This window comes from Albidovulum inexpectatum, from assembly GCF_002927635.1.
In the GTDB taxonomy this organism is placed as follows: domain Bacteria; phylum Pseudomonadota; class Alphaproteobacteria; order Rhodobacterales; family Rhodobacteraceae; genus Albidovulum; species Albidovulum inexpectatum.
Genome location: NZ_PRDS01000007.1, coordinates 1 through 20,115, shown reverse-complemented (window position 1 = coordinate 20,115; position 20,115 = coordinate 1). Strand labels below are relative to the sequence as shown.

General features: G+C 63.1%; 13 protein-coding genes. 9 read left to right on the top strand and 4 right to left on the bottom strand.

Going from position 1 to position 20,115, the window contains the following annotated elements; translation table 11 throughout:
* The first annotated feature begins 214 nt into the window (after positions 1–214).
* The 8 genes from LV82_RS11150 to LV82_RS11115 all read left to right on the top strand — a co-directional run bounded on the left by LV82_RS11150 (position 215) and on the right by LV82_RS11115 (position 11,834).
* On the top strand, positions 215–2,932 hold the full coding sequence (locus LV82_RS11150) for a nitrate/nitrite transporter (protein WP_104071719.1): 2,718 nt from the start codon (positions 215–217) through the stop codon (positions 2,930–2,932).
* A gap of 55 nt (positions 2,933–2,987) precedes the next feature.
* Entirely contained in the window at positions 2,988–6,707 is a 3,720-nt protein-coding gene (locus LV82_RS11145; protein ID WP_104071949.1) for a nitrate reductase subunit alpha, read from the top strand.
* Positions 6,704–8,230: a nitrate reductase subunit beta gene (narH, locus tag LV82_RS11140; RefSeq protein WP_104071717.1), complete on the top strand. Its 1,527-nt coding sequence runs from the start codon at positions 6,704–6,706 to the stop codon at positions 8,228–8,230. Before LV82_RS11145 ends, narH begins: the two co-directional genes overlap by 4 nt.
* Positions 8,227–8,934, top strand: coding sequence for a nitrate reductase molybdenum cofactor assembly chaperone (gene narJ / locus LV82_RS11135; protein ID WP_104071715.1), 708 nt, complete (start codon positions 8,227–8,229; stop codon positions 8,932–8,934). Before narH ends, narJ begins: the two co-directional genes overlap by 4 nt.
* Positions 8,935–8,949: 15 nt before the next feature.
* Positions 8,950–9,717: a respiratory nitrate reductase subunit gamma gene (narI, locus tag LV82_RS11130; RefSeq protein ID WP_104071713.1), complete on the top strand. Its 768-nt coding sequence runs from the start codon at positions 8,950–8,952 to the stop codon at positions 9,715–9,717.
* 3 nt (positions 9,718–9,720) lie between these two features.
* Positions 9,721–10,542 (top strand): peptidylprolyl isomerase, encoded by an 822-nt coding sequence (locus tag LV82_RS11125; RefSeq protein WP_104071711.1) that lies wholly within the window; start codon positions 9,721–9,723, stop codon positions 10,540–10,542.
* Positions 10,523–11,140, top strand: coding sequence for a carbonic anhydrase (locus LV82_RS11120; protein WP_104071709.1), 618 nt, complete (start codon positions 10,523–10,525; stop codon positions 11,138–11,140). Before LV82_RS11125 ends, LV82_RS11120 begins: the two co-directional genes overlap by 20 nt.
* Before the next feature lie 154 nt (positions 11,141–11,294).
* A complete protein-coding gene (locus tag LV82_RS11115) occupies positions 11,295–11,834 on the top strand; it encodes a DUF2478 domain-containing protein (RefSeq protein ID WP_104071947.1) in 540 nt (179 codons plus the stop codon).
* Positions 11,835–12,045: 211 nt separating this feature from the next.
* On the opposite strand, the gene LV82_RS11110 is transcribed toward LV82_RS11115, so the two are convergent.
* The 4 genes from LV82_RS11110 to LV82_RS11095 form a co-directional block, all read right to left on the bottom strand.
* The gene (locus tag LV82_RS11110) at positions 12,046–12,750 is read right to left on the bottom strand and encodes an IS6 family transposase (protein WP_104071945.1); all 705 of its coding nucleotides are present in this window, start codon (positions 12,748–12,750) and stop codon (positions 12,046–12,048) included.
* Entirely contained in the window at positions 12,632–14,830 is a 2,199-nt protein-coding gene (locus LV82_RS11105; RefSeq protein ID WP_211289207.1) for an AAA family ATPase, read from the bottom strand. The genes LV82_RS11110 and LV82_RS11105 overlap by 119 nt, the downstream gene beginning before the upstream one ends.
* Positions 14,831–14,920: 90 nt before the next feature.
* Entirely contained in the window at positions 14,921–17,575 is a 2,655-nt protein-coding gene (locus tag LV82_RS11100; protein ID WP_104071707.1) for a DEAD/DEAH box helicase, read from the bottom strand.
* Position 17,576: 1 nt separating this feature from the next.
* Positions 17,577–19,232 (bottom strand): site-specific DNA-methyltransferase, encoded by a 1,656-nt coding sequence (locus tag LV82_RS11095; protein WP_104071705.1) that lies wholly within the window; start codon positions 19,230–19,232, stop codon positions 17,577–17,579.
* A gap of 253 nt (positions 19,233–19,485) precedes the next feature.
* Between LV82_RS11095 and LV82_RS11090 the strand changes: the two genes are divergently transcribed.
* Positions 19,486–20,115 (top strand): transposase (locus tag LV82_RS11090; protein ID WP_211289206.1); only part of this gene is annotated, 630 nt, incomplete at its 3' end.

Here is a 20,115-nt window from a genome sequence, read left to right as displayed (position 1 = left end):
GCGCAATGCAATCATGGGCATGTCGTTTGCGCATGCGCCGCCATTGCCTTGACGTGGAAAAGGGGGGCGCATGACCTCTGCCCCGTTGCGGCTTGTTTTGCCTGCCTGGGGCCAGTTTCTTGATTCAGATCAAGTTTCCGCACCCGACCGCGGTCGATCACGGGTCCGACCCAGATCTCTGGGGACCCGAAATCGGCAATCAGGAGTCGGTGCCATGCAAAGCACAGTGACAGCCTCGCCCGCGGATCAACGCCGCGCGCTTGCGCTGAGCACGATCGCCTTCACCGCATGTTTTGCGGTCTGGACGATCTTTTCCATCATCGGCGTCGCGATAAAGCAGGAGCTGGGCCTGAACGAATCCCAGTTCGGCCTGCTGGTGGCCACGCCCATCCTGACCGGTTCGGTCACGCGCCTGTTCCTTGGCGTGTGGACCGAGAAATACGGCGGTCGGCTGGTCTTTTCGGCCCAGATGATCCTGACCGCGCTGGCCACCTGGGCGCTGACCTTCGCGGACAGCTATATCATGTACCTGGTCGCGGCGCTTGGGATCGGCCTTGCCGGCGGTTCCTTCATCATCGGCGTGGCCTATGTCAGCCGCTGGTACGACGCCGGGCATCAGGGCACGGCCCTGGGCATATTCGGCGCGGGCAATGTCGGGGCCGCGGTCACCAAGTTCCTGGCCCCGTTCGTGATGGTCGCCTATGGCTGGCAGGGCGTGGCCCATGTATGGGCCGCGGGTCTTGCGATCATGGGTGTGGTGTTCTTCCTGTTCGCAAAGGATGACCCGCAACTGGTCGAACGGCGACAGAAGGGGCTGCGCGCGCCCACCCTGCGTGAACAGTTCGCGCCGCTGAAGAACCTGCAGGTCTGGCGCTTCTCGCTGTATTACTTCTTCGTCTTCGGCGGCTTCGTCGCGCTGGCGCTGTGGATGCCGCACTACATCATCGACGTCTATGGCATTGACGTGCGCTATGCCGGTATGGCGGCGGCGTCCTTCAGCCTGTCGGCCAGCCTGTTCCGCGCCTATGGCGGCTATCTTTCGGACCGCTTCGGCGCCCGGACGGTGATGTACTGGACCTTCGGCTTCAGCCTGGTCTTCCTGTTCATGCTGTCCTACCCGCCCACGCATTACGTGATCGAAGGCAAGAACGGCCCGATCGAATTCACGACCCGCATGGGCTTCTGGCCTTTCGTCATCACGCTGTTTTCGCTGGGCTTCTTCATGAGCCTTGGTAAGGCGGCCGTCTACAAGCACATTCCGGTCTATTACCCGAACCATGTCGGCGCCGTCGGCGGCCTGGTGGGCATGATCGGCGGTCTTGGCGGCTTTATCCTGCCGATCACGTTCGGCGCGGCGCTGGACCTGACGGGCATCTACACGTCCTGCTTCTGGATCCTGTTCGCCATCGTCGCCGTGTCGCTGGCATGGATGCACATGTCGATCCGCGCGATGGAACGGCGCGCGCATGGCGAGGCGCTGGACCAGCTGCCCGAACTGCCCGAAATGCAGCCGATCCACGACCCGCAGACCACGCGCATGGCGCGCGTGCTCGAAGACTGGCGTCCCGAGGACCCGCAGTTCTGGCAGTCGAAGGGCCGGCGCATCGCACGGCGCAACCTGTGGATCTCGATCCCCGCTTTGCTGCTGGCATTCGCGGTCTGGCTGGTCTGGTCGATGGTCGTGACCAAGCTTCCGGCAATCGGGTTCGACTTCACCACGGGCCAGCTGTTCTGGCTGGCGGCCCTTCCCGGCCTGTCGGGCGCGACGCTGCGGATCTTCTACAGCTTCATGGTCCCGATCTTCGGCGGCCGGCTGTGGACCACGATCTCGACCGCTTCGCTGCTCTTGCCGGCCATGGGGATCGGCTATGCGGTGCAGAATCCCGAAACGCCCTATCTGATCTTCCTGACGCTGGCGCTGCTCAGCGGCCTGGGGGGCGGCAACTTCGCCTCGTCGATGGCCAATATCGCCTATTTCTTCCCCCGGGCGGAAAAGGGCAACGCGCTGGCGCTGAACGCGGGGCTGGGCAATCTGGGGGTGTCCGTCGCCCAGTTCGTCGTGCCGCTTGTCATCACCACCAGCGTCTTCGGAGCGATGGCGGGCGAACCGCAGGTCCTGTCGGATGGCACGAAACTGTGGCTGCAGAATGCGGGCTTCATCTGGGTGCCGTTCATCATCGCCTCGACCATCGCGGCCTGGGTGGGGATGAACGACATCGCCGATGCCAAGGCCAGCTTCCGCGAACAGGCGATCATCTTCTCGCGCTTCCACAACTGGATCATGTGCATCCTCTACACCGGGACCTTCGGCAGCTTCATCGGCTATTCGGCGGGCTTCCCGCTTCTGACGCGGATCGCCTTCCCGGAAGTGAACGCCCTGAACTATGTCTTCCTGGGGCCGCTGGTCGGGGCGCTGTCGCGCGCCGGCACCGGCTGGGTCTCGGACCGCTGGGGCGGTGGGCGCGTCACCTTCTGGACGTTCCTTGGCATGATCGTGGCGGTCTTCGGCGTCATTGCCTCGCTTGGGGCGGGCAGCTTCGCGGGCTTCTTCGCCTGCTTCATGGCGCTGTTCTTCCTGACCGGGGTCGGCAATGCCTCGACCTTCCAGATGATCCCCGCGATCATGGCGCGCGAGATCCCGCGGCTGATGCCCGAGCTGGATGCCGAGGCCCGGCGCCGGCAGGCCGAACGCGAAAGCGCGGCGATCATCGCCTTCACCAGCGCGATCGCGGCCTATGGCGCCTTCTTCATCCCCAAGGCCTATGGCACCTCGATCGCGCTGACCGGGTCGCCCGTGGGCGCGCTGTGGGCATTCCTTGCCTTCTACGTGCTCTGCCTTGTGCTGACCTGGGCCTATTACACGCGCCGCGGCGGTCTGCTGCATGACGTCGAGCGCGCCGGTCCGGCCCCTGCCCCGCAACCCGCAGAGTGATGTGTCGAGCCCCGGGCGGCGCGTCCGCCCGGGCCCAACCCGAAAGGATACCAAGATGAGCCAGTTGCTCGACCGACTGAACTTCCTTCAGCCCAAGACGCTCGAGACATTCTCGGATGGTCACGGACAGGTTACCCGCGAACCCCGCGACTGGGAGGACACCTACAGAAACCGCTGGCGTCACGACAAGATCGTGCGCTCGACCCACGGCGTGAACTGCACCGGGTCATGCAGCTGGAAGATCTACGTGAAGTCCGGCATCGTGACCTGGGAAACGCAGCAGACGGACTATCCGCGCACGCGCCCGGGCCTGCCGAACCATGAACCGCGCGGCTGTGCGCGCGGGGCCAGCTACAGCTGGTATCTCTACAGCGCCAACCGGGTGAAGACCCCGCTGGTGCGCGGCCGGCTGATGCGGCTGTGGCGCCGCATGCGGGAAACCAAGCAGCCCGTCGAAGCCTGGGCCGCGATCCAGTCCGATCCGATCCTGCGCGCCGAATACGTGAAGGCCCGCGGCAAGGGCGGCTTCGTGCGCGCAAGCTGGGACGAGGCGACCGAGATGATCGCCGCGGCCAATGCCTGGACCATCCGCACCTATGGCCCGGACCGCATCTTCGGATTCTCGCCGATCCCGGCGATGTCGATGGTCTCCTATGCGGCCGGTTCGCGCTATCTGTCGCTGCTGGGCGGCGTGTGCATGTCGTTCTATGACTGGTATTGCGACCTGCCGCCCGCATCCCCGATGACCTGGGGCGAACAGACCGACGTGCCCGAAAGCGCCGACTGGTACAATGCGGGCTACCTGATCCTGTGGGGCTCGAACGTGCCGCAGACCCGCACGCCGGATGCGCATTTCTACACCGAGGCGCGCTATCGCGGGGCGAAGTCGGCGGTGATCTGCCCCGACTATTCCGAAGCCGCCAAGTTCGGCGATGTCTGGCTGAACGTCAAGCAGGGCACGGATGCCGCGCTGGCCATTGCCTTTGGCCATGTGATCCTGCGCGAATTCCACCTCGACCGGCAGGTCGACTATTTCGAGGATTACTGCCGGCGCTATTCCGACTTTCCGATGCTGGTGAAGCTGGAAGAACGCAACGGCCGGCTGGTGCCGGGCCGCTTCCTGCGCGCCGCCGAGATCGAAGGCGCCCTGGGCGAGACCAACAACCCCGAATGGAAGACGGTCGCGATCGACGAACGGTCCGGCGAACTGGTCGCACCCAATGGCACGATCGGTCACCGCTGGGGCGAAAAGGGCAAATGGAACCTCGAGGAAAAGGCCGGCGGCCGCGATGTGCGGCTGAAGATGACGCTGATCCTGGACGAGGATCATGACGACATCGCCGGTGTCGACTTCCCCTATTTCGGCGCCGATGCGTCGGAGGCTTTCGACACCGGCGACCGGCGGCCGAACGTGCTGACCCGCAACGTGCCGGTCAAGCGACTGAAGACGACAGAGGGCGAGGTCGCGGTGGCCACCGTCTTTGACCTTTTGTGCGCCAATTACGGGCTGGACCGGGGCCTTGGCGGCGACTGGGTGGCAAAGGACTACGCCGAGGACATCCCCGGCACCCCGAAATGGGCCGAGAAGATCACCGGGGTGCCGGCCGACAAGATCATCCATGTGGCGCGCGAATTCGCGCAGAACGCCGAGAAGACCCAGGGCAAGTCGATGATCATCATCGGCGCGGCGATGAACCACTGGTTCCACATGGACATGAACTATCGCGGCGTGATCAACATGCTGATCATGTGCGGCTGCATCGGCCAGTCGGGCGGCGGCTGGGCGCATTACGTGGGCCAGGAGAAGCTGCGCCCCCAGACCGGCTGGGCGCCCATTGCCTTCGCGCTGGACTGGGGCCGGCCGCCGCGGCAGATGAACTCGACCAGCGCGTGGTATGCCCACACCGACCAGTGGCGCTATGAGACGGTGACGGCAGGCGAGATCCTCTCGCCCACCGCGCCCGAAGGCGACTGGGAGGAGCTGAGCCTGATCGACTACAACATCCGCGCCGAGCGGATGGGTTGGCTGCCCTCGGCGCCGCAGCTGCGCACCAACCCGCTGGAGGTCGCCCGCGCAGCCAAGGAGGCCGGCAAACCGGTGGCGGAATACGTCGCCGAAAAGCTGAAATCGGGCGAGCTGGAAATGTCCTGCGAGGACCCCGACGCGCCCGAGAACTGGCCGCGCAACCTGTTCGTCTGGCGGTCGAACCTCTTGGGCTCCAGCGGCAAGGGGCACGAATATTTCCTGCGCCACCTGCTGGGCACCGACAACGGCGTTCTGGGCGAGGAGACCACGCGCCGGCCGAAGGAAGCGCGCTGGCACGAGGAGGCGCCGCAGGGCAAGCTCGACCTGCTGATCTGCATCGACTTCCGCATGTCCACCACGGCGGTCTATGCCGATGTCGTCCTGCCCACGGCCTCGTGGTACGAGAAGAACGATCTCAACACCTCGGACATGCACCCCTTCATCCACCCGCTGCAGGCGGCCGTGGACCCGGCCTATGAAAGCCGTTCGGACTGGGAGATCTTCAAGTCGATCGCGGTGAAGTTCCAGGAGATCGCCCCGGCGATCCTGGGCCGCGAGACCGACGTCGTGGCCGTGCCGATCCTGCACGACACGCCCGGCGAGATCGCGCAGACCGACGTGCGGGACTGGAAGCGCGGCGAATGCGACCTGATCCCCGGCAAGACCGCGCCGAACTTCGTTGCCGTCGAGCGGGACTATACCGCCATCGCCGATCGCTTCATGGCGCTTGGCCCGCTGATGGAAAAGGTCGGCAACGGCGGCAAGGGCATCGCCTGGAAAACCGAGCACGAGGTCGAGGCGCTGCGCGCGCTGAACGGCACGCATGAGGACGGCGCGGCCAGGGGCGCGGCGAAGATCGTCACCGACATCGACGCGGCCGAGGCAATCCTGATGCTGGCTCCCGAGACCAACGGAGAGGTCGCGGTCAAGGCCTGGGCCGCGCTGTCACAGGTGACGGGGCGCGACCACACCCATCTGGCGCGGCCCAAGGAGGACGAGAAGATCCGCTTTGCCGACATCGCCGCCCAGCCGCGCAAGATCATCACCTCGCCCACCTGGTCGGGGATCGAGAGCGAGAAGGTCTGCTATAACGCCGGCTGGACCAACGTGCACGAGCTGATCCCCTGGCGCACGCTGACGGGGCGCCAGCAGACCTATCAGGATCATCTGTGGATGCGCGCCTTCGGCGAGGGCTTCGTCACCTGGCGCCCGCCGGTGGACCTGAAGACCGTCACCGAAAAGCTGAAGGAACAGGGCGACGGGCTGGTGCTGAACTTCATCACGCCGCACCAGAAATGGGGCATCCATTCGACCTATACCGACAACCTCCTGATGCTGACGCTGAACCGCGGCGGGCCGGTCATCTGGATCTCCGAGAATGACGCAAGGAGGGCCGGAATCCAGGACAACGACTGGGTCGAGCTGTTCAACGTCAACGGTGCATTGACCGCGCGCGCGGTCGTCAGCCAGCGGATCAAGGACGGCACGACCTTCATGTATCACGCCCAGGAAAAGATCGTGAACACGCCGGGATCCGAGATCACCGGAAAGCGTGGCGGCATCCACAACTCGGTGACCCGCGCGGTGCTGAAACCCACGCACATGATCGGCGGTTACGCCCAGCAATCCTGGGGCTTCAACTATTACGGCACGGTTGGCGCGAACCGCGACGAGTTCGTGATCGTGCGCAAGATGCGGAAGGTCGACTGGCTCGACCAGCCCGCCACCACCAAGGAGGCAGCTCAATGAGAGTGCGCGCACAAATCGGCATGGTGCTGAACCTCGACAAGTGCATCGGGTGTCACACCTGCTCGGTCACCTGCAAGAACGTCTGGACCAGCCGCGACGGCGTCGAATACGCGTGGTTCAACAATGTCGAGACCAAGCCCGGGCTGGGCTATCCGACCGACTGGGAAAACCAGAAGCGCTGGAACGGCGGCTGGGTTCGGACCCGATCGGGCAAGCTGCAGCCGCGGCAGGGCGCCAAGTGGCGGATCCTGGCGAACATCTTCGCCAATCCCGATCTGCCCGAGATCGACGACTATTACGAGCCGTTCGATTTCGACTACGACCACCTGAAATCGGCCCCCGAGATGCAGGCCTTCCCCACCGCGCGCCCACGGTCAAAGATCACCGGCGAGCGGATGGAAAAGATCGAGAAGGGCCCGAACTGGGAAGAGATCCTGGGTGGCGAATTCGAAAAGCGCAGCCAGGACTACAACTTCGAGGGCATCCAGAAGCAGATCTACGGCGAATACGAAAATACCTTCATGATGTATCTGCCGCGGCTGTGCGAGCACTGCCTGAACCCGGTCTGCGCAGCCTCCTGCCCGTCGGGCGCGATCTACAAGCGCGAAGAGGACGGCATCGTCCTGATCGACCAGGAGAAATGCCGCGGCTGGCGGATGTGCGTCTCGGGCTGCCCCTACAAGAAGGTCTATTACAACTGGTCCACCGGCAAGTCCGAGAAATGCACCCTGTGCTATCCGCGCATCGAGTCAGGCAATCCCACCGTGTGTTCGGAAACCTGCGTCGGGCGCATCCGCTATCTGGGCGTGATGCTGTATGACGCCGACCGGATCGAACAGGCCGCAAGCGTCGAAAGCGAGCAGCAGCTGTACGACGCCCAGCTGGACGTGTTCCTGGACCCGAACGATCCGGGCGTGATCGAAGCTGCGCGCGCCGACGGCATCCCCGAAGACTGGATCAAGGCCGCACAGCAAAGCCCGATCTGGAAGATGGCGATGGAATGGAAGGTCGCCTTTCCGCTGCACCCCGAATACCGGACGCTGCCGATGGTCTGGTACGTCCCGCCCCTGTCGCCGATCCAGAATGCCGCCGAGGCCGGCGCGATCGGCAGCGATGGCGCCATGCCGGACGTGCGCTCGCTGCGCATCCCGGTGCGGTACCTGGCGAACATGCTGACCGCGGGCGACGAAGCCCCGATCGTCAGCGCGCTGGAACGGATGCTGGCCATGCGCGCCTACATGCGCGGGCTCACCATCGATGGGGTGCGCGACGAAGGCCTTGCCGCACGCGTCGGCCTGTCGGGGCGCGTGATCGAGGACATGTACAGGATCATGGCGCTGGCCGATTACGAAGACCGCTTCGTGATCCCGACGACGCACCGCGAACAGGTCGAGGATGCCTATGACCTGCGGGGCGGCTGCGGCTTCACCGACAGCAATGGCTGCTCGACGGGCATCTCGAAGGCCTCGCTGTTCGGCGGCGCGAAACGACCGCTGAAAATGCCACAGGAGGCAGGACGATGACACCGCGCATCCAGGACCGGACACTCAAGGCCATCTCGCTGCTTCTTGGGTATCCGACGACCGAACTTCAGCAGGCAATGCCGCAGATCGGCGGGCTTCTGGCCTCCGAGACGCGGCTGACGGGTGCGCAACGTCGCGCCCTGCGCCCCCTCGTCGAACAGCTGACCTCGGGCGACATCTACGACCTGCAGGAGCAGTACGTGGCCCTGTTCGACAGGTCGCGATCGCTGTCGCTCGACCTGTTCGAGCACGTCCACGGCGAAAGCCGTGACCGGGGCGGCGCGATGGTGGACCTGCTGGAAACCTATCGCGCCGGCGGGTTCGAGCCGGTCACGACCGAATTGCCCGATCACCTGCCCGTGCTGCTGGAATTCCTTGCAACCCAGCCGCCCCGGACCGCGCGCGATATCCTGGCGGATGCCGCGCATATCCTGCAGGCGCTGGCCGAACGGCTCGAGCGGCGCGAAAGCCCCTATGCCGCGGTTTTCGTCGCCCTGATCCAGCTCGCCAGCGTCAAGCCCGATGCCGGCGCCGTCGCCGAGCTTCTGGCAGAGCCTGAAACCGATCCAGACGATCTCGAGGCGCTGGACGCGGTCTGGGAAGAGGCCGAAGTGCATTTCGGCCCCGATCCCAACGCCGGTTGCCCCATCTCGCGCGACCTGCTGGCCCGGATGGACCCACCCGCGCCGCATGCCGCAGAATGACGAAAGGTCAGACCAATGCATGAGATTCTCTTTGGCATATATCCCTATATCGCGCTGACCGTGATGATCGTGGGATCCATCGCACGCTATGACCGCGATCCTTTCACCTGGAAGAGTTCGTCCAGCCAGCTGTTGCGCCGACGACAGCTGATCGTCGGATCGATCCTGTTCCACGTGGGCGTCCTGGTCATCTTCTTCGGGCACCTCGTCGGATTGCTGACCCCGATCTGGGTCTTCGACGCACTTGGCATCAGCCATGGCGCAAAGCAGATCCTGGCCGTCGTCGCCGGCGGCGTGGCCGGGATCATGGCCCTTGTCGGCGGAGCGATCCTTCTGCACCGGCGCATGATCGACCCGCGCATCCGCGCGACCTCCAGTTTCTGGGACATGGCGATCATGTGGATGCTGATGGCGCAGCTGGTTCTGGGCATCGGGACGATCTTCATTTCGCTGCAGCATCTGGACGGCGAGGAAATGGTCCGCTTCATGGCCTGGGCGCAGGGCATCTGGACCTTCGACCCGAATGCGGCCAGCTACATCGAGGATGCGGCGCTGGTGTTCAAGCTGCATCTGTTCCTGGGCCTGACGATCTTCCTGGTCTTCCCCTTCACGCGGCTGGTGCACATCCTGTCGGGCCTCGCCGCGCCGGTGCGGTTCTTCCTGCGCTCGGGCTATCAGATCGTCCGTTCGCGCAGGACCACCCCCCTGCCCGAGCGCCCGAAGGTCGCGGGCCGGTCGGTACGCGGACCCGTTGCGGCCCCGGCACCCAAGGCTGCGGAGTAAGCCATGACAAAAGCCCTGTTCCCCGATGTGATAGTCAACGGCCATCGCATTCCCCATGCCCGGATTGCCGCCGAGGCCCAGAACCACCCCGCCCCGCGCGGCAAGCCGGGCATGGCATGGCGCAAGGCGGCAAATGCGCTGGCGATCCGCGCGTTGCTTTTGCAGGAAGCCCGCCGGCAGGGCCTGAGCGCGGACCCGGCCGAGATCGCACCCGGCCGCTTCGAAACCGAGGAGGAGGCCCTGATCCGGGGCCTCCTCGACAAGGAAATTTCGATGCAACCGCCTAGCGACGACGAGGTCCGTGCCGAATGGGCGCGCGACCCTTCGCGCTTCCGGTCGCCACCGCTGTGGGAGGTTTCGCACATCCTGATCGCCTGCGATCCGCGCGATGCCAAAGCCAGCCAGGCGGCCCATGCACGCGCCGTGGAATTGTGCGCGGCCGTGCTGGCCGATCCCGGCTCCTTCGCGCGCGTCGCGGCACGACATTCCGATTGCCCATCCCGGTCGTCTGGCGGCTCGCTGGGCCAGATACGGCCCGGAGACACGGTTCCCGAATTCGAGTCCATCCTTCGTGCGCTGCGGCCCGGCGAAATCACCCGTGAGCCGCGCCAGACCCGTCATGGCTGGCATGTCGTCCGGATGGATGCGATCGCCGAAGGCGCCGTCCTGCCGTTTCAGGCCGTCCGTCCCCGTATTCGCGACGCCATGGAAAAGGCCGCATGGACACGGGCCGCGCGTCAGTTCATCGGCAGGCTTGTCGTCCAGGCAGACATCCGGGGGGCGGACATCGCCACGGAGCTGACCGATGCTGAAAACCCTGCTTGACCGCAACCGCCACTGGGCCGAGCGACGCAGCGCCGAGGATCCGGCCTATTTCCCCCGCCTTGCGGCCCTTCAGGCGCCGGAATTCTTCTGGATCGGGTGCTCGGACAGCCGCGTGCCCGCCAATGTCGTCGCGGGCCTGGAACCGGGCGAGGTCTTTGTCCACCGCAACGTGGCCAATGTGATCCACTCGGCCGACATGAACATGCTCTCGGCGCTGGAATTCGCCGTCGAAACGCTTGGGGTGCGCGAAATCATCGTCTGCGGTCATTATGGCTGCGGCGGGGTTCGGGCCGCGACCGAGGACATGCCCCACGGTTTGGCCGATCACTGGCTGGAACCGATCCGTCGGCTGGCGCGCGCCTATGCCGTGGACCTGGCCCAGTGTCAGGACATCGAGGCTCGCCGCGATCGACTTGCCGAGCTGAACGTGATCGAAGGCGTGCGGCGTGTCGCCGAAACGCCAATCATGCAGCGCGCCTGGGGCCGCGGCGTGGATGTCCGCGTCCATGGGCTGATCTATGGCCTGAGGGACGGGCGTCTGCGCAATCTCGATTGCTCGATCGGTCCGGGCCATTTCCTGGCCGAGGCACCGGTATAGTCCCTTCGTGGCGTCCCGGGCCCGGGCCGTGTCGATCGGATTGCCACCGCCCGCGGCTTGCCGGACGGCGCCGGGTTTGACATGATCGCCTTGAGGGCAGCCGGGGGCACGACGCCAGCGCCCCGAAGCGATCCGGAATGCGGAGAAGAACATGATGCGCATCGCCTTCACGATGGCGCCAGGCCGTGGCGACACCGATCTGTTGCTGGAACGCCTGGCCAGGACCCTGATCGGCCGCGGCGCGCGTCTTGCGGGCGTGGTCCAGACCAACACCGAATGCGCAAACCAGGGCCTTTGCGACATGGATGTCCGGGTTCTTCCGGATGGGCCGGTCATCCGTATCTCGCAGTCGCTTGGCGCCGGCGCGCGCGGCTGCCGTCTGAATCCCGAGGCTCTTGAAGAGGCCGTGGGTCATGTTGCCGCGCAGATGGAAGCCGGCGCCGATCTGCTGATCGTCAACAAGTTCGGACGGCACGAAGCCGAAGGGCGCGGATTCCGTCCCCTGATCGCGGAAGCCCTGGCACGGGAAATTCCCGTCCTTGTCGGGCTGAACCGGCTGAATGCCGAGGCGTTTCACGAATTCGTCGATGGCATGGCACTAGAGCTGGAGCCGAAGCTGGACGCCTTGCTGTGTTGGAGCAGGGACGCGATGGGGCTTGCCCCAGACATGGACGAGACCCGGGCGCGCGGCTGAGCCCTGCCGGCAGCGGACAACCGGCGGGCCGATACCCTTGCTGCCGCAGGCAGGACGGACGCCAGCGCCGGCTCACGCGATTGCTGATCATACCCTTACTGGGGCCATCCAATCGCGTCGCTGGCCTGCGGCCCATTCAGACCGTACCGCGTCCGACGGAGGTGTCAGACGAATTCGAACCAGTCTCTCCGAGGCCAGGCGGGCTGCCCCCTCATTCAGCACAAAGACCGCGCCACTCTGCGAGAGCGGCGGCTCGGTTGGCCTTGAAGTGAGGTCTGCTGGAAAGGCTGCGATCGTGGTTGAAGTGGTTTGAGACGGAGGCGTGGACAGCGGCGAATTTCTGAAGACTTCGCATCCGCCGGAAGCGCGACATCGCCCGCTCTCGTCGTCGGAACGGTAAATGCGAATTCTCGGCGCGGTTGTTGAGCCACCGACCGGTTTCCTGGCGCTGGCTAGCGCCGATTTCCTTCAGGGCCGCTCCGTAGGACCGCAATCTGTCGGTCACGATCACTTCCGGGCGGCCATGCCTGCGCATTGCTTTCTTGAGAAGTTTCAACGCGGCCTTCCGGTCGCGGGTCTTCGTGACGAAGCTTTCCAGCACCTCGCCCTCGTGATCGATCGCGCGCCAAAGGTAATGGCGTTCACCATTGATCCTCACGAACATCTCGTCGAGGTGCCAGCGCCAGCGGCTTGATCGCATTCCCTCGATCCGGCGCTTGCGGATCTCTGCCGCGAACAGTGGCCCGAACCTGTGCCACCAGAACCGGATCGTCTCATGGCTGACATCGACGCCCCGCTCATGAAGCAGGTCCTCGACGTTGCGCAGCGAAAGCGGGAAGCGAACGTACAGCATCACCGCCAAGCGGATGATCTCGGGGCTGGTCTTGAAGTACTTGAACGGGGATCGCTTGGCCATCGCCGGACGCTACGCGGCGCCCGCCTCCGCGGCAAGCCCCGTTCCTCTGACAGAGCCTCTCTAGGAGCTTTCGGGTCGCATTCGGAAGCAAGAACAGATAGTCCGTCGACTGTTTTTCGGCAGCATCCATAACCAAACTGAAAAGGTAATGATACTCGCTATCATATTTCTCCAGGAGCTTGTGCATGGGAATCAACGAGGTCACTCGCTCCTCCCCATTTCCAGAGTTCCGACAATCGAGCGACAAGAGCGCGGTCACCTTGTTCTCGGGATTCCGCTTCTGAAGGTTTTGAAACTCGCGCTTCACCATGTTCATGAAGCTCGTGTTGTGCGTCAGAACGATCACCTGCGCGCACTTCTTGGTCATGCGGGTCATCAGGCTATATGCATGGGTTCGAGCGGCAGTATCGAGGCTCGAAATCGGATCATCGATGACCAATACAAGGTCATTAAGCTTGCGACCCTCGGCTTCCAGTTGCGTCAAGAAATAGCAGAAGGAGACCGCAGTCCGCTCTCCCTCACTAAGTTCCGTTGCAGGTTTCCCGCTCGGGCGAAGGATTCTGTAGCCTCCGGCGTCATTGGCAACAAGGCGGAGTTCTTTGTGCCCCAGGTAGGCCCAAATGAGCTCGTTCATTTTGTCCGCGCCGACACCGTGGTCTTGTAACTCGTTGCGGAGCTGAAGCTGACGGTCGGAAAGGTTTTTCTCGTCATCTCGCGCAACTTCGAGCGCCGCTTCAGCTTCTTGCACATCCTTCTGAAGATGGTTCCAATCACTCTGGTTGGTTGCCAAAACGTGCGCTTCTATTTTCTCGAAGGCTTCCTTCTGCATCGCGGCAAAATTCGTGGAGGCATCGTTGTGTTTCTTCACGGTGGCATTGAGGGCGGCCTCTATGGTCCCATATTCTGCGAGCCACTCTTCAAGGTCGAAATCGGCCAATTCTCCGGTAACCACGATTTCTTTGATAGGGTTTGCTGCTCGCACCTCGAGGCCTTTGAGAAGCTCCCCGACACACACACCGAGCTGCTTGATAGCGGTTTCGAAGAGCGCTCGGTTCTGGCTGAAAGCCTTCCGCTCATCGGCGGTGACCTCGGCTTCTTTGGGGATAGTTCGGTAGAGTTCCCTGAGAGCTTGTTGGTGTTCCTGTCCATGCTTCACCGCGTCTTCCAAGGCGCGAAGCGCCTCGGTCCACGACTTGTCGAACAAGTCTCGAAGCTGTGCTCGACGTTCTTCAGAAAACGGGTTTCCACAAAGCAAGCAGTCCGACACACTGTGTTCGTCGTGAAAGTGGAGCCCTTCCTCGACCCAGCGAAGAGCATCCGTGTGGGCTTCGAACTCTTTCAAAGCGATGCCAGAAACGCTCTGCGTTAGCAGGGCTAGACCATCCTTGAACCAGTCAATCAGACCGGTAGGAAGGCTTGGGGAAAATGAAAGCGTTGGAAGGGGTTCCCGCTGAGCAAGCACTACTTGGTATTTCTTGAGGTCTTCTTCGGACAGGATATTCTCCTTGCCGAAGGATGCTTTCGAGTAGTGACCTTCGATTTTCCGGGCGTCATAGGACTGCGTGTAGGTGCTCGATGAAGCAACTTCTCGGATATTGCGAGCCACTCGTGTCTTGAAGTCCTTCAAGGCCTTATCGGCTTTTTCCTTCTCGTCCTTTTTGGTCTTGGCTTTTTGTTTTGCATGTTCAAGCTTCTCGGCAACCTCATCGAACTCCCTTCGGGCATCGATCTTCTTTTCGCTCAGATACGCAATTGCTTTTGTGCTGCCGGCATCCCACTTGAAGTTTCGGGACACAAAGTCGGTATTGAACACCAGCAGGTTACGCCCAAATGGGTTGGAGATAGGGTCGTGCGTGATTGTCGATCCGTCTGATAACTCAATTTTGAAGGTCGTTTCGCTTGGCAGTCGCTCTTCCAAGCTTTCTCGCTCAATCGAAGAAAACACCCGAGACAGGGTGGTTTTACCCGATCCATTGAAGCCGTAAATTAATGTACGCGGCGCTAGCAGAAGGTCGGCGGAGGAAGAAAAGTCTTTCCACACCCCGGCTCGTTTCAGTTCAACAACTCGGCTGATAATCACGTTCGATCTTCCGTGCACTATGGTCTGGGCTGGGTAGAAGGTACTCTCATCGCCTAGGTTAAGTTTTCCATCGAAATCATCCTGTGGGCATCAAGGATTCGTAGAACTGATGGTCCGGTCAATGGACGAAAAATCCCCATCCACCGGCATCACGAACAGGCACTCGCCGCCGCTCGCTTCTGCCCACAGCTCACCAATCTTGCGCTTCTCCTCAGCGTCAGCAGCCAGATGCCCGCCCTTGTATTCGACGACAAGAATACGCCCGTCATCCAGCATCGCCACGAAGTCCGGATAGAAGCGGCCGCTTGGCAGTTGCAGCCAGAATGCGTTGGGCTTGCGGTCGACGTTGCGCACCCAATACCGCACGTTCGGATGCTCATCGAGATAGACCGCACAGTGGAACTCTTCGCCGTCTGGCTTCAGGTCTCCGATGATCGGGAAGTAGTGCTTGTTGAACTTTCGCGCGCCACGATACGGCTGGTTGTAAGCATAGGTCTGTTCGTCAAACAACAAGGCGAGTTCGGCGCTTGTCTCGAATGCCGAGGCATCCGAGGCAAACAGGGCCGCATACTGGCTTTTCTCCCGCTCGCCCCGCAGCCGCGAGATTTCCTCCGCCAACGCGCGGCGCAGCTCGTACTTGTAGCGGGCAAGCTGGTCGAGCGTGTAGCCGCGCTTGGCCATGAGCGCCTCAAGCGCCTTCTGGATGAAAAGGCGCGCTGCGGGCTTGGTCACGTCGAGGTGCGGGATGCCCCGGTCGATCCAGTTCACCAGGCGTGGAAGTGTCCAGGCAGGCTCGTGGATCGCCAGGGCTAGTTGGTCGTGTATCTGGCCGACGAACTTGATCTTCATCCGGCCCCGGTCGCTGACGTCGATTTCGCCGGCCTTGCTGTCCTCGCGAATGACAAAAGTTTCGGCGAAATGCACCGGGTCGCACTCGGCAAGATTCCAAGGCGTGTCCAGGAAATGGTCAGAGGTGAACAGCTCCAACTCACCCTGCCGGCGCACACCGAGACGCGGCACGAGGAAGGGCGGCTTCTCACCGGGCGGCAGTTCGCTGGCCTGAATGCGGTTCGACTTGATGAACAACCGGTCGATGACCGTGGCCGCACCAGCCACCGGGGCAAAGGCCAATTGCATCAGATTGCGGTCATCCCGCGACAAGGGCCGCGTCACCGCCAGCTCGCGGGTTGCCGGATCAAAAGTTACGCGGGTGCGCAGGCTGGCAGGTAGCTTCTCGATGGCCGCCTTCACGTCTTCGACCTTGGCTTGCGGAGAATCCGGCAGCGGGTCGGCCCGATGAACGTAGTCGGCGCGCTCGTCGTCGAACTCGAACCCGGTGTTTGACTTCACTAGCTCGGCCGCTTCCAGACGGTCGAAGCCGGCGCCTTCAACCAATCCATCCTTCAGCCGCTCGGCCACGGCTTGGAAGTCTGACGACGCCACAAAGGCATAGGCCCGGTTCAGAACGTCGCGGGTCTTGCGCCGTGCCCTGGGCATCCGCAGAACGCGGCCCAGGAGCTGTTCTACGGCCGTGGGAGAGCTCAACTCGGCCACGGAGCACAGGATATAGGCAAACGGGCAGTCCCAGCCCTCACGCAGCTTCTGAACGGTCACGACATAGCGGATCGGGCAGTCGGGCGCGGAGATGTCCTCGATGTCGTCGAGCTCCGCCTTTCCGGCCCCGTGGATGGCAATCTGGGAGCGGTCGATCCGCTTGTCGTCGGTCAGGAACTGCACCACCTTGTCGGGTGTCAGCCTGTCTGGGTCGGTCTTCGACTTCGACTGCGCCTGAAACAGCACGATGGGCCGGATGTATTCGCCGGTCTCCGCCTGTTCGGCCTGCGCGGCCTCTTCCAGCTTCACCTGGCAATCCAGCGCCTGACCGATGGTGATGCGCCAATCGCGGTCGGTCTGAAGCCGGATCGGCAGCTTGATCATCTCCTCGGCCTTCAGCTCGGCCGCCGAGACGTGGAACAGCACGTTCGAGGGATGCTGCTCGCCATTGGCCTCCAGCGCCGGCGTGGCCGTCAGCTCCAGGATCATCGAGGGGTCGAAGCGCCGCAGTGTCTCGAAAGACAGCGGCGTGCGGGCGTTATGCGCCTCGTCCACGATGACCATCGGCCGGTGTAGCCGCAGCACGTTGCACAGCGAGGCCACGGGCCGTTCGCTGCCCTCCACCTTCTCCAGTCGGGCAAGCTGCTCGGGCTTCAACCCGCTGAAATGGTCCATCAGCGCGCCGGCATCCTGATAGACCTTGCGCCCATCGGTGTTGTCCACCCGGAACGCCTGCAAGGTCGCCACGATGATGCAGGCGCCGCCCTCGGCATCAGGGCGCGAGAGCGACAGCGCCTCGGCCAGCGACAGGACCGAGACGTTGCGCCCGAAATCCGCCGCCAGCGCCGCGCGATAGGGGTGATCCTCGTTCCTGAGCGCGGCCAGCGTCTGGTCGAGAATGGCGGTCGAGGGCACCAGCCACAGTACCATCGGGTTGTCGACCTGCAGATATTCCCGCGCGGTGATGCCCACCGCATGGGCGGCCACCACCGTCTTGCCCCCGCCCGTGGGGATGCGCAGGCAGACGTAAGGCGTCTCCTCATTCACGAAGGGCGCGGGGCGATAGGGGGCGCTGGTGACGTCGTAGAAGGCCGTCTTGGCACCCATGAGGGGCACCTTGCCCAGATAGCTGCGAAGCGCCCTCAGCGCCTCTTTCTGGTAGTGGCGAAGCTCGAAGGTGGTTCCGGCCATGTCACGCGGCCCCTTCGACCTGATAGGGGATCTGACGAAAGACGACACCAGCCGCCTTCAACCGCTCGGGCGAGACGGTGCAGCCCTCGGCATAGACCACCCGCACGCCCTCGAAGCCCTCGGGCGGATCGGGCAGCTCGGCCAGCTTGTCGGGGGTCAGCACATTGCCGGCCGCTGCGCGCGGGGCCTGGGCGCTGGCCGGGTCGAACAGAAGGTAGACGGCCTTGCCCTGATGCGTGCCCAGAAGCGGCCCCGTGGCCCGCTCGGGGATCGGGACGCCGGTTTCGGAAAAGAAGATATGCGCGGCCAGGTCGGGGAAGGTGACTTCACCGGCGATGTCGCCGAATTCGTCGAAGAGCGGCGTGCCGAGGCGGCAGAAGCGAAAGCCGCCGCCCAGCCCCTCGACCGGCTTTTCCGGATCGCCGCCCTTGTTGTAGCCCTCGATGACCCGGCGCAGGCGTTCGGCAGTCACGTCCTTCGCGACGTTTCCCTCCATCTCGACCAGGATGAAGCGGCGGTGGCCGCCGTCCTGCTTGTTCAGGTCGAGCACCGCATGGCCGGTAGTGCCGGAACCGGCGAAGGAGTCGAGGATGAGGTCGTTGGGTCCTGTGGCAATTTCCAAGATGCGCAGAATAAGACGTGTAGGCTTTGGGGTTTCAAAGTCCGTGCCCGTTCCTGAAAGAATGGCTCGAATTTCCCGACGTGCCTCTTGATTGTCGCCGCACTCTTCTCTTGTAAGCCAAGTCGAGGGAACCACACCGTTCATCCCGTTCTTGAGGAATTTCTTCAATCGTGGCCTGCCCTTTCCGTCAGCTCCCCAATAGATCAGGTTCTCGCGACAATGCCTTTCGTGCTCATCCTTAGAGTATCCCCACACACGCGTCCTACTTGGCCAAATCTCCTCTCCCGTGTTCGGGTTAATGATGGAGTAGTAAAGGTTCGGCCGTTCGTCAGCCGACTTTGCGCATGTATAGTCCGCCGAGAACCACGGGCCGCGCGGATCATCATCTGGGTTCTTAAACCTGCCGTCCTGCACATCCGTGCGCTGTAGTCGATTGGCTCTAAAGCCAGAGGTGTCCTCTCGTGAGAGTGCAGCCTTTTTGGCGTAACAGACAACGTAGTCGTGCATGTCCGACACGCTAATCGCATCGTTTTGCGGAGACTGTTTCTTTTGCCAAGCGAAGGTCGCCACAAAATTTCTGACGCCAAATATCTCGTCCAGGATCATTCTCAGGCGATGGTTTTCGTCATCGTCAATACTGACGAAAATCACTCCATCTTCCCGCAGGAACTCCCTCAACAGCCGCAGGCGCGGATACATCATGCACAGCCACTTGTCGTGGCGCGACAGGTCCTCGGCCTCCTTCCCCACGACCTCGCCCAGCCACTTGCGAATCTCGGGGCTGTTGACGTTGTCGTTGTAGACCCAGCCCTCGTTGCCGGTGTTGTAGGGCGGGTCGATGTAGATGCACTTCACCTTCCCGGCATAGTAGGGCAGCAGCGCCCGCAGCGCCTGCAGGTTGTCGCCCTGCACCAGAAGGTTGCCGGCCTCAGCATCACCCGCCGACAGTTCCTTGTCGCAGTGGATCAGCCGATAGGGAACTTCCCGGTGATGATTGACAACCGCCTGCTTGCCGATCCAGTCGAGTGTCGGCATCCGTGCCCCCCTCAAAATGTCTTGTTTTGTTGTCTTGTCGCGCAATCGCCCGACCGGTTCAAGCGAGTCGGCGCCCAAGTTGCAACAAGTTGCAACGGGCCGCGTTGCACCCGGGTGCACCGTGAGAATTGCAACGGGGTGCAACGGTGCTTAGCCGAGATATAGCTGAAAGTTGGTGATGGCCCCTGAGGGGCGGCATATCATGGCGGTGTCGAAACGCCGTCAATTCTCCGAAGAGAAAGGGATATGCCACATGAGTGAGACTACCATCGCCGAGTTGCGCTTGCCATCGGGATTTTCCGCCGATCCACTGACCGACGTGCTGCGCGCCGGGGCGCGCCGGCTGATCGAGCAGGCGGTTGAGGCGGAATTGGCCGCGCTGCTCGCCGCCCATGCCACAGAGCGGACCGACGAGGGCCAGGCGCGTCTGGTGCGGCACGGCCATCTGCCCGAGCGCGCGGTCATGACCGGGATCGGCCCGGTGGCGGTGAAGGTGCCGCGGCTGCGCGACCGGGGGACGCACGGCGAGAAGATCCGTTTCACCTCGTCGATCCTGCCGCCTTACATGCGCAAAGCGAAGTCGGTCGAGGAGCTGCTGCCCTGGCTTTACCTCAAGGGCATTTCGACCGGCGACTTTCAAGAGGCGCTTGCCGCGCTCTTGGGGCCGAACGCTGCGGGCCTTTCGGCAAGCACGATCGCGCGGCTGAAGGCCGAATGGTGGGAGGATTGCGAACGCTGGCAACGGCGCGATCTTTCGGCCCGCCGCTTCGTCTATGTCTGGGCCGATGGCGTCTATTTCCAGCCGCGGATGGATGAGGAAAAGCAATGCGTTCTGGTGCTGATCGGCGCGGATGAATGGGGCCGCAAGGAGCTTCTGGGCTTG

What these genes read in the sequence shown, in the direction of transcription:
- LV82_RS11100 (WP_104071707.1), bottom strand. Translation starts at nt 17,575, where the DNA reads ATGGCCGGAACCACCTTCGAGCTTCGCCACTACCAGAAAGAGGCGCTG.
- narH (WP_104071717.1), top strand. Translation starts at nt 6,704, where the DNA reads ATGAGAGTGCGCGCACAAATCGGCATGGTGCTGAACCTCGACAAGTGC.
- narI (WP_104071713.1), top strand. Translation starts at nt 8,950, where the DNA reads ATGCATGAGATTCTCTTTGGCATATATCCCTATATCGCGCTGACCGTG.
- LV82_RS11145 (WP_104071949.1), top strand. Translation starts at nt 2,988, where the DNA reads ATGAGCCAGTTGCTCGACCGACTGAACTTCCTTCAGCCCAAGACGCTC.
- LV82_RS11120 (WP_104071709.1), top strand. Translation starts at nt 10,523, where the DNA reads ATGCTGAAAACCCTGCTTGACCGCAACCGCCACTGGGCCGAGCGACGC.
- LV82_RS11125 (WP_104071711.1), top strand. Translation starts at nt 9,721, where the DNA reads ATGACAAAAGCCCTGTTCCCCGATGTGATAGTCAACGGCCATCGCATT.
- LV82_RS11095 (WP_104071705.1), bottom strand. Translation starts at nt 19,232, where the DNA reads ATGCCGACACTCGACTGGATCGGCAAGCAGGCGGTTGTCAATCATCAC.
- LV82_RS11115 (WP_104071947.1), top strand. Translation starts at nt 11,295, where the DNA reads ATGCGCATCGCCTTCACGATGGCGCCAGGCCGTGGCGACACCGATCTG.
- LV82_RS11150 (WP_104071719.1), top strand. Translation starts at nt 215, where the DNA reads ATGCAAAGCACAGTGACAGCCTCGCCCGCGGATCAACGCCGCGCGCTT.
- narJ (WP_104071715.1), top strand. Translation starts at nt 8,227, where the DNA reads ATGACACCGCGCATCCAGGACCGGACACTCAAGGCCATCTCGCTGCTT.
- LV82_RS11110 (WP_104071945.1), bottom strand. Translation starts at nt 12,750, where the DNA reads ATGGCCAAGCGATCCCCGTTCAAGTACTTCAAGACCAGCCCCGAGATC.